8 protein-coding genes are annotated in these 10,101 nt (G+C 64.4%); 5 read left to right on the plus strand and 3 right to left on the minus strand.

Features of this window, described 5'->3' with window-relative positions:
* Positions 1-202: 202 nt before the first annotated feature.
* Both E4O92_RS13365 and E4O92_RS13370 read right to left on the minus strand, forming a co-directional pair.
* Positions 203-1,690: an HDOD domain-containing protein gene (locus E4O92_RS13365; RefSeq protein ID WP_229483340.1), complete on the minus strand. Its 1,488-nt coding sequence runs from the start codon at positions 1,688-1,690 to the stop codon at positions 203-205.
* Entirely contained in the window at positions 1,687-3,444 is a 1,758-nt protein-coding gene (locus E4O92_RS13370) for a putative bifunctional diguanylate cyclase/phosphodiesterase (protein WP_135190249.1), read from the minus strand. Before E4O92_RS13370 ends, E4O92_RS13365 begins: the two co-directional genes overlap by 4 nt.
* A 357-nt stretch (positions 3,445-3,801) precedes the next feature.
* On the opposite strand from E4O92_RS13370, the gene E4O92_RS13375 reads away from it, so the two are divergent.
* From E4O92_RS13375 to E4O92_RS13390, 4 genes are all read left to right on the plus strand, one after another.
* A complete protein-coding gene (locus tag E4O92_RS13375; RefSeq protein WP_135190250.1) occupies positions 3,802-5,496 on the plus strand; it encodes an isovaleryl-CoA dehydrogenase in 1,695 nt (564 codons plus the stop codon).
* Positions 5,497-5,597: 101 nt separating this feature from the next.
* Positions 5,598-6,248 (plus strand): uracil phosphoribosyltransferase, encoded by a 651-nt coding sequence (upp, locus tag E4O92_RS13380; protein ID WP_135190251.1) that lies wholly within the window; start codon positions 5,598-5,600, stop codon positions 6,246-6,248.
* A gap of 10 nt (positions 6,249-6,258) precedes the next feature.
* Positions 6,259-6,633 (plus strand): Hpt domain-containing protein, encoded by a 375-nt coding sequence (locus tag E4O92_RS13385; RefSeq protein WP_135190252.1) that lies wholly within the window; start codon positions 6,259-6,261, stop codon positions 6,631-6,633.
* A 294-nt stretch (positions 6,634-6,927) separates the two neighbouring features.
* Positions 6,928-7,131, plus strand: coding sequence for a cold-shock protein (locus tag E4O92_RS13390; RefSeq protein WP_036231758.1), 204 nt, complete (start codon positions 6,928-6,930; stop codon positions 7,129-7,131).
* Positions 7,132-7,192: 61 nt separating this feature from the next.
* Here the strand turns inward: E4O92_RS13390 and E4O92_RS13395 are convergent, their stop codons facing one another.
* On the minus strand, positions 7,193-8,110 hold the full coding sequence (locus tag E4O92_RS13395) for a LysR family transcriptional regulator (protein WP_135190253.1): 918 nt from the start codon (positions 8,108-8,110) through the stop codon (positions 7,193-7,195).
* Positions 8,111-8,319: 209 nt separating this feature from the next.
* Between E4O92_RS13395 and aceB the strand changes: the two genes are divergently transcribed.
* Entirely contained in the window at positions 8,320-9,909 is a 1,590-nt protein-coding gene (gene aceB, locus E4O92_RS13400; protein WP_135190254.1) for a malate synthase A, read from the plus strand.
* Positions 9,910-10,101 lie beyond the last annotated feature (192 nt).

A 10,101-nucleotide genomic window follows, 5' to 3' on the forward strand; every position in this document is an offset into this window, starting at 1 on the left:
AACAATCGCTGTCCAACATTTCTGGGTCACTTCAGCAGGCGGGGACCCATGCTGAGCGTCATATCACGCGGTCTATGGGGGGAACAGCGCCAGTGGCGCTGTTCCCGCCTATGCGGGAACGACGGCTATCTTTAGCATCGTAGGGTGCGCACCTGTGCGCACGCGGTTCGCGAATGCAGCGTAGAGAAGCGACAACCGTAAATTACGTGCGGCCCGCCACCACTTCCATCTGTGCACGCCGCTCGATCGTGCGCACCACTTCGGCGCGCATGTCGTTGAGCAGCGAGAATTCGATCTGGCTGAGGTAGATCGACGGATACGTGGTGTCCCAGTCGCCGTAAATGAACCCGGCCGGCTGGCCGCCGCTGCACAACGGGATGATTACGAAGCAGTGTGCGCTGGACAGCTGTTCCTTCCACCAGCCCGGCAGCTTGCTCGCGAATTTCGGGTCGTGCGCGTTCTCGATGAAGATCACGCGGTCGCTGGTGAGCGCGGCATGGAACACGTTCGGTTCGTAGATGTCGTCGAACGAGAGCTTGCCCAGCAATTGCGTGGCGCCCGCGCCGAGCGCCAGCTTGGCCAGGTATTTGCCTTCGCGCCGGTTGCGCAGGAAGGCGAAAGCACGCGTGAACGCCAGGCCGCGGTAGACGGTCTCCAGCGCCATCGACGCCATCTGGCTCGGTGATGCGCTGCCCGCGATCTCGCGCATCTCGGCCACGCCGCTCATCAGGATCTGGTTGCTGGCCGCGCGCTTGCGGTTTTCGGCCGCAGCCTTGGCGCGCTTTTCGGCGGGCTTGGCGAGCGGCGCGATGGTCAGGTCGCTCGCGGCCTCGACTTTGGCTTTTTCGATCGCGCCCATGATCCGGTCCGGCTCCACCCCCAGCATCGGCGCGAAGCTGGCGGCCAGTTCGTTGACCTTCTGGTTGCCGTCGTCGTCGTCGTGCCAGAGCGAGTCGGCACAGCGGGTCGACATGGTGCCCAGCGCAGCCAGCCAGTCCTCGTGGCCGAAATGGTCGTCGCGCGCGGATGGTTCGATGCTGCGCATGGCGCCAATCAGGTTACGCGGCAGACCCCAGTGCTCGGCAGTGGCGCGGCCGATCTCTTCCAGCGTGAGGCCAAGCTGTTCAAGGCAGGCCGCATCGATGGCGGCGCCCTGCGCCTGCAGCAAGGCCCAGCGCTCGGGCAGGTAGAACGTGACCATCATGCGCCCGAGCGAATGCAGGATCGAGCACACCACGGCTTCCTCGGGGTCGCGCGTCGCCGCGCTGGCCGCGACCTGTTGCGCGACCATCCCGGCCAGGACCGCCTTTTCCATCTCCACCTGGGCGAGCGCCGAATCGGGCGAGGACCTTGCCAGTTCCTCGATCAGTTTAAGGCCCAGCGCCAGGTGCCCGATGGCTTCGGTGCCGAGCACCAGTATGGCCTTGGACACGGTGTCGACGCGTTGGCCGAAGGCCGAATACATGCCGCTGTTGGCAAGGCGCAGCACCTTTTGCGTGAGCACCGGGTCCGACAGCACGGTTTGGGTCATCGAAAATTCGCGCTCGTCCTCGCCACGCATCGAGGCCAGGATGGCGTTGATCGCCTTGGTAAAGCCGGGCATGTCGCCCTGGCGCCGGATACGCTCCCACAGCAGTTGGAGCGTGGCGTCTGCCTTCGGCGAACGCGGGATGGATACAGTCTGTTTCATTCGTTGCCCGCCCGGGGGTCAATCGGCAGCAGGGCCGTGTAGAGGTTCTCGTTAAGCGCCGCGACGGCGACGTGGGCCGACATCGGCTTGCCGGTCAGGTAGCCCTGTACGTACTGGCAGCCGCGCTGGTCCAGCCATTCCAGCTGCTGTTCGGTTTCGACGCCTTCCGCCACCACGGACAGGTCCAGGTGCTTGGCCAGGCCGAGCACGGCGTTGCAGATCGCCGCGTCCTTTTCCGATTGCGGCAGGTCGCGGATGAAGGCGCGGTCGATCTTGAGCACCGAGATCGGGAACCGGGAGAGGTAAGCCAGCGACGAGTAGCCGGTGCCGAAGTCGTCGATCGCGATGCGCGCCTCGCGCTCGGCCATCTTGACCAGGATTGTCTCGGCGTGGGCCGGGTCGACCATCAGCGTGCCCTCGGTGATCTCGAGCACCAGCTGCCGGCCCGGGGTGCCGGAGAACGCCAGTGCGTCGTCGAGCACCGCCAGGAAGCGGTCGCTGCGGAACTGGCGCGGGCTGATGTTGACCGAGATGTAGAGCTCGCGCTTGGCCACCTCGGAGAACTGGCGGATCTGCATGCAGGCCGCCTTCAGCGCCCACGCGCCGAGCATGTTGATCAGTCCGTTGGTCTCGGCGATCGGCACGAAGCGCGCCGGCGGCACCATGCCCAGGGTCGGGTGCTTCCAGCGCATCAGCGTCTCGAAGCCTTCGATGATGCGGGTGCGCGCGTTGACGATCGGCTGGTAGTACAGCAGGAATTCGCCCTCGCGGATCGCCTGGAACATCGCCGCCTCGAGCGAGATGTCGTGCACCGGCGGACCCTGATCGCGGCCGCTGTAGATCGCGGTGCGGCCCTTGCCGGTTTCCTTGGCGCGCGAGAGCGCGGCATCGGCCAGCGCGACCAGCCGCACTTCGTCTTCGGCGTGCTGGGGGTAGACCGCGACGCCGATCGAGGCGCCCAGGTAGACCGTGTTCTGCCCGACCTCGAATGGCGGCTGCAGCGCCGCGATAAGGCGCCCGGTGACCAGCTTGATCTGGGCTTCGGTATAGGTGCCCGGCAGGACCGCGACGAACTCGTCGCCGCCCGCGCGCGCCAGCGTGTCGCTGTCGCGCAGGGTCTTGCGCAGGCGCGCGGCGGCCATGCGCAGCACTTCGTCGCCCGCAGGATGGCCCAGGCCGTCATTGACTTTCTTGAACCCGTCCAGGCCAATGGTCGCGACCGCGAAGTCCTGGCCGGAACGGCGTGCGTTGGCGATCACCATGCGGATGCGGTCCGACAGCAGCACCCGGTTGGGAAGCTCGGTCAGGCCGTCATGGGTGGCCATGTGGCGCAGGCGTTCTTCGGTTGCATGCTGGGCCGACATGTCGCGCCCGATCACGAGCAGCGTGCCGTCGTCGCCGGCGCTGTCCCAGCGCGCGACGCGCAGTTCGAACCAGATCTCGCGTGGGGATAGCTTGATGCGCGCCTCGACCAGCACCGGCCCGGTGCCGCCATGCGCGTCGATCAGTGCATTGCGTACGGCTGGCTGGTCGGTGTCATTGACCAGCGCGAGCAGCGATCCGGGGCGCTGGCCGGGGCCGAGCAGGCCCAGGGTGCGCTGGCTGGCAAAGCGGATCAGGCCCGATGGGGTCAGGCGCAGTACGACGTCGCCCGCCACCTCCAGCAGGCTGTCCAGTCCGGCGGCCGGCAGCGCGCCGCCCGCCACTTTGGGGCCAGCTACCTGCTTCGGCACAGCCGTTGAACTGGAGCGCATGAATTTATGCTTTCTTATTGCTGGCACGTGCCCGCCGTGCCTGTTATCGCGTACAACTTTGTCGCACCAGTACTGAATGTATCACTGAAAGATTCCAAGAGGCATTAAAAAATGCAAGATGATCGACTATTTGCGCAAATATTGAGTTGCCACATGTCGATTGCAGGCTGCAGGCCGCCTTGCCTGCCAGCGCGCTTTGCGTTAGCCTTGCTTGATGATTTGTTAACGTTGAGCGCCTTGAGGGCCGCTTGTGACATTGTCACTGCTCTGCGCCAACCTGGCAATATCAATTTTATATGCATTGATTCCGTATGGCAACATTCTTGGGGCCGGCCCGGCGCCGGCGAAGGGAGCCACATGAACCGCTTCGACACCCATGAGGTATTCAACCAGGCCAGCCCGTTCGGCGACGTCAACCTGTACGCCTGCGATCCGGCGCTACAGGAAGCGGTGGCGCGCGAAGGCGCGGCCTGGGCCGCTGGCGCCTTGGGCGCACTCGGAGGCACCTTGGGCAGTACCGAAGTGCTGGACCTGGCGCGCGTCGCCAATATCAACCCGCCGCGGCTGGTCAATTTCGACCGCAACGGCCGGCGTGTGGACGAAGTGGAGTTCCATCCGGCGTGGCATCGCCTGATGGAGATGATGATTGGCGCCGGAGCCCATTCCGCGCCATGGAGCGCGAGCGGTGCGCCCGCGTTTCATCCCGGTGCCCAGGTGGCGCGCGCCGCGCAGTACCTGCTGTTCGGCCAGGTCGAGAACGGTGCCCAATGCCCGGTGACGATGACCTATGCCTCCGTGCCGGCGATTCGGCAGGCCGGGCCGATCGCCGCCAAATGGCTGCCCAAGATCCTGTCGCGCCAGTACGATCCGCGTTCGCTGCCGATCGAACAAAAGCACGGCGCGCTGATCGGCATGGGCATGACCGAAAAGCAGGGCGGCAGCGACGTGCGGTCCAACACCACGCGCGCCGAAACGATGCTGCCAAGCGAGGCGCGTGCGCAGTTTGGGCCCGAGGGCGAGGGCGCCTTTCGAATCGTTGGCCACAAGTGGTTCTTCTCGGCGCCGCAGTCCGACGCGCACCTGGTCCTGGCCCAGCTTGATGAAAACGCCGGCGGGCTGTCGTGCTTTTTCGTGCCACGCTTCCTGCCCGACGGCAGCCGCAATGCGATTCGCGTCCAGCGCCTGAAGGACAAACTCGGCAACCGTTCGAACGCCTCCTCGGAAGTCGAGTTCGCGGGCGCGGTGGGCTGGATGGTGGGCAGTCCCGGGCGCGGAATTCCGACTATCCTGGAGATGGGCAGCCACACCCGGCTCGACTGCGTGCTGGGCAGCGCCGGCATCATGCGCGCGGCGTTGTGCCAGGCGCTGCACCATGCGCGCGAACGTGCGGCGTTCGGCCGCAAGCTGGCCGAGCAGCCGCTGATGCGCAATGTGCTGGCCGACCTGGCGCTCGAATCGGAAGCGGCCACTTCCTTTGGACTGCGCCTGGCGCGCTGCTTCGACCAGCTGGATGACCCGCGGCAGGCGCTGCTGGCCCGGCTCCTGACCCCGGCCGGCAAGTACTGGATATGCAAGCGCGGACCGGGATTCGGCGCCGAGGCGATGGAGGTCATGGGCGGCAACGGCTATGTCGAGGACGGTCCGCTGGCGCGGCTGTACCGGGAGTTACCGGTCAATTCGATCTGGGAAGGTTCCGGCAACGTGATGTGCCTGGACGTGCTGCGCGCCACGGCCAAGGCGCCGGAGGCGGCGCGCGATGCGCTGGCCGACGAGCTGGCGCCGGCGCTGCCGCTCGATCCGCGCTTCGCCCAATTCGCCGGGCAGCTGCTGCAGGACCTGCCGCAGGCCTGCAGCGACGAATTCGGCGCGCGGCGCCTGGCCGAGCGCATCGTGGTCGCGGTGCAGGCGGCACTGCTGCTGCGCCATGCGCCCGGATTCGTGGCCGACGCGTTCGTGGCCTCGCGGCTGCATGAAGCGGCGGGCGGCGCCTATGGCCGGCTCGGCCCGGGAACGGACTGCGCCGCGATCCTCGAACGGGCCCTGCCAGCCTGATTTCGTGATTATTTCTTCCACAAAGTAGGGACAAACACGCGTCCGACTGGGATAATGGCGGATTACAAGTCTCAACAATACAAGTATCGTCCACGCTGACCATGAAACAAGACCCGCGCTTCCCGAACCTTTACATCCTGAACCACCCGCTCATCCAGCACAAGCTGTCGCACATGCGCGAGCATGACACCTCCACCCGCACCTTCCGGGAACTGCTGCGCGAAATCACGCTGTTGATGGGCTACGAGATCACCCGCGACCTGCCGCTCACCACGCGCAAGATCCAGACCCCGCTGGAGATCATCGACGCCCCGGTCATCGCCGGCAAAAAGCTGGCGGTGGTGCCGATCCTGCGTGCCGGCGTAGGCATGAGCGACGGCCTGCTCGAGCTGGTGCCGTCGGCCCGTGTCGGCCACATCGGCGTGTTCCGCGACCCGGACACCCACGAACCGGTGGAGTACCTGGTGCGCCTGCCGGACACCACGGACCGCACCTTCATCCTGTGCGACCCGATGGTCGCGACCGGTAATTCGGCCGTGCATGCGGTCGACGTGCTCAAGAAGCGCGGGGTGCCGGACGACCAGATCATCTTCCTCGCGCTGGTGGCGGCGCCGGAAGGCGTGACCGTGTTCCAGAAGGCGCACCCGCACGTGAAGCTGTACGTCGCGTCGCTCGACAGCCACCTGAACGACCACGCTTACATCGTGCCGGGGCTGGGCGACGCGGGCGACCGCATCTTCGGCACCAAGTAAGGACGGCGCGATGGGCAGGCCGATCGACCAGGACTTCTTCTCGCGCTTGGCGGAACTGAGCGAGCGTTTCGCCGCCGAGGTCCCGGCGCTGCTGGAGCGGCTTGCCAGCGCCAGTGCCGCATTCGACACCGCCGCGCCTGACCTGGCGCTGGCCGAGGAGGTGCAGACCTTGCTGCACACGATGGCCGGCTCGGCTGCCACGTTCGGCTTTCGCGTGCTCGGTCATCAGGCGCGCCTGCTCGAACAGCGCCTGCGCGTCCTGATGGCCTTCGACGAGGTCCAGGAAGCACACTGGAACGCCTGGTTCGCCGATCTCGATTGCCTGGTCGCCTGGGGGCTCATCGATCCCAAGGCCACGTACTATATTGACGAGTCGGAGCAATAGGATTCAGGCAAAATCGCGAGTTGAATCGTTTGATCCATCACAAACTTGCGCTGCATCGATGGCCTATATTTTCGTTACTGCCGAACGCAACGCGGTTTCTCAAAAGTTAGATTTGGGAATTAACGACGAAACCGGTTTTTTGGTTGCGAAAAACGTGTACAGCATGTTTTATTCGGTATAATGCGGGATCGTTGGATTCGAGGTAGTAGTGCAGTCTGTCTGTCATTTCTTTCTTGCTTCTTCAAACGATCGAAAACGGGCGTACGCCCAACTTAACCGAAATAGGAAATTGTAATGGCAACTGGCATCGTTAAATGGTTCAATGACTCGAAAGGCTTTGGCTTCATCACCCCGGATGAGGGCGGTGAAGACCTGTTCGCGCACTTCTCGGCGATTCAGACCCAAGGCTTCAAGTCGCTGCAAGAGAACCAGCGCGTCTCTTTCGATGTGACCTCTGGTCCAAAAGGCAAACAAGCTTCGAACATTCAACCGCTGTAAGCGACTGAGTTTTTCGACAAAAATCCTCGGCCCGACCGGGGATTTTTTTCGCCTGTCCAATTCACTCCCCGCGATAGGCGGCGCGCCAATAGTCCGGCTCGGCATAGGCGCGGCGCAGGAAATCGACGAACGCGCGAATCCGTAGCGGCAAGTGACGGCGCTGCGCGAACACGGCGTAGATATCATTGCCGGGCGCGGCATATTGATCCAGCACCGTGCACAGGCGGCCGGATTCGATGTCGGCGCCGACCTCCCACATCGAACGCCATGCCAGCCCCTTTCCCGCCAGTGCCCAGGCGTGCAGCACCGCGCCGTCATTGCAAACCATGTTGCCGCCGACTTTCAGCGTCACGGTCCTGGCGCCGTCACGGAAGGTCCAGCCGCGCTGGCTGCCTTCGCTGCTGATCGCCAGGCACATGTGACGGGACAGGTCCGCCAGCGTGCGCGGCGTGCCGTGGCGCTTCAGGTAGCCAGGCGACGCCACCACCACCCGCTGGTTGTCGGCCAGTTTGACGCCGACGAGGTTTGAATCGGAGAGGCTGGCGATGCGGATTGCCACGTCCACGCCTTCGCCGATCACGTCGACCACGCGGTCGCTCAGGTTCAGGTCGACCGTCACCTCGCGCTGTTCCGCCAAAAACGAGGGCAGCAGCGGCGCCACGTGCTGGCGGCCGAAACCGGCCGGGGCTGAAACCTGCAGGTGCCCGGTGGCGTGCGCGCTGCGTGCGGACACCGCGCTTTCCGCTTCCTCCAGTTCGCCCAGGATGCGCTGGCAGTCCTCCAGGAAGGCAGTGCCCTCATCGGTGAGCGCCAGTTTGCGCGTCGTGCGCTGCAACAGCTTGACGCCCAGGCGCGCTTCCAGCGCGTCCAGCCGGCGCCCGATCATGGCCGGGGCGATGCCTTCCGCGCGCGCCGCGGCCGACAGGCTGCCGCGTGCGACGACCTCGACGAAGGTGGAAATCTGACGGAATTTTCCCATCTGGATGGCTCCTGATCTGTGACAAAAACGCACAAATGAAATGAATAATTGTATCGTCTCGATACTTCTCGTTGAATATACTTGATGAGGTGGCAGACGCCAAGCTGGCATATACTGCACTTGGCTGGTCCAAGGTTCGCGGGGCACGCGGGGACGCGGTGCCCGCATGGTGCGGACGCAATTCAATTTTATTCAACAGGAGCAACCCAATGACTATCGCCACCCCAGCCGGAATGGAAATCAGGGCGGAGATCAAGCCCGGCTACGACCAGATCCTGACGCCGGAGGCCCTGGCGCTGGTTGCGAAACTTTCGCGCGAATTCGAGCCGCGCCGCCAGCAGCTGCTGGCCGCCCGCGCCGAGCGTGCGCAGCGGATCGATGCAGGCGAGCGTCCGGATTTTCTTCCCAGCACTGCCCACATTCGCGCCGGCGACTGGCAGATCGCGCCGATCCCGCAGGCACTCGAATGCCGCCGCGTGGAGATCACGGGACCGGTCGAGCGCAAGATGGTGATCAATGCCCTGAACTCGGGAGCGGACAGCTACATGACCGACTTCGAGGACTCCAACAGCCCGAACTGGGACAACCAGATCACCGGACAGATCAACCTGCGTGATGCCGTGCGCCGCACGATTTCTCTGGAGCAGGGCGGCAAGCAGTACAAGCTGAACGACAAGACCGCGACCCTGGTGGTGCGCCCGCGCGGCTGGCATCTGGACGAAAAGCATGTGCTGGTGGACGGCAAGCGTGTTTCGGGCGGCATCTTCGACTTTGCGCTGTTCATGTACCACAACGCCAAGGAACAGCTCGCGCGCGGCGCCGGTCCTTATTTTTACCTGCCCAAGATGGAGTCGCACCTCGAGGCGCGGCTGTGGAACGACATTTTCGTCACCACCCAGGAGGAACTTGGCCTGCCGCAGGGCACGATCAAGGCGACCGTCCTGATCGAAACCATCCTGGCCGCGTTCGAAATGGACGAAATCCTGTACGAACTGCGCGAGCACAGCGCCGGCCTGAATGCGGGGCGCTGGGACTACATCTTCTCGTGCATCAAGAAGTTCAAGCTGGACAAGGATTTCTGCCTGGCCGACCGCGCCAAGGTAACGATGACGTCGCCGTTCATGCGCGCCTACGCACTGCTGCTGCTTAAAACCTGCCACAAGCGCGGCGCGCCGGCGATCGGCGGCATGTCGGCACTCATCCCGATCAAGAGCGATCCGGTCAAGAACGAAACGGCCGTGGCCGGCGTGCGCGCGGACAAGGCGCGTGATGCGACCGATGGCTACGACGGCGGCTGGGTAGCGCACCCCGGGCTGGTCGATGTGGCGATGGAAGAGTTCAGGAAGGTACTGGGCGACAAGCCGAACCAGATCGACAAGCAGCGGCCTGACGTGCAGGTGACCCCGGCCGACCTGCTCGATTTTCGTCCCGAAAAACCGATCACCGAAGACGGGCTGCGCTACAACATCAACGTCGGCATCCATTACCTGGGCGCCTGGTTGGCGGGCAACGGTTGCGTGCCGATCCATAACCTGATGGAAGACGCGGCCACGGCGGAAATCAGCCGTTCGCAGGTGTGGCAATGGATTCGCTCGCCCAAGGGCGTGCTGGAAGATGGGCGCAAGGTCACGGCCGAAATGGTGCGGGCCATGATTCCGGAAGAACTGGCCAAGGTGAAGCAGGTTGCACCGGACGGCGACAATCCGAGCTACGAACGTGCGGCGCAGATCTTTGCGCAGATGTCCACGTCCGATAGCTTCGCGGAATTCCTCACTCTGCCGTTGTACGAGGAAATCTGAACGGCCTCGTCGTTCCCGGCACTGCCGGGAACGACGTGCTACTTGACCGAGCGGCCATGTCCGGGAGGTCCGCCCAGCGGCCGCAAAGCCTCCGTAGGGTGTGCACGAAGTGCGCACGCGGTCACGGCATACTGACTTGCGGCTGCTGCTTCCCTACGCTACGTTCGCGAACCGCGTGCGCACAGGTGCGCA

The sequence above is a fragment of the Massilia horti genome (assembly GCF_004614195.1).
Classification (GTDB): domain Bacteria; phylum Pseudomonadota; class Gammaproteobacteria; order Burkholderiales; family Burkholderiaceae_D; genus Telluria; species Telluria horti.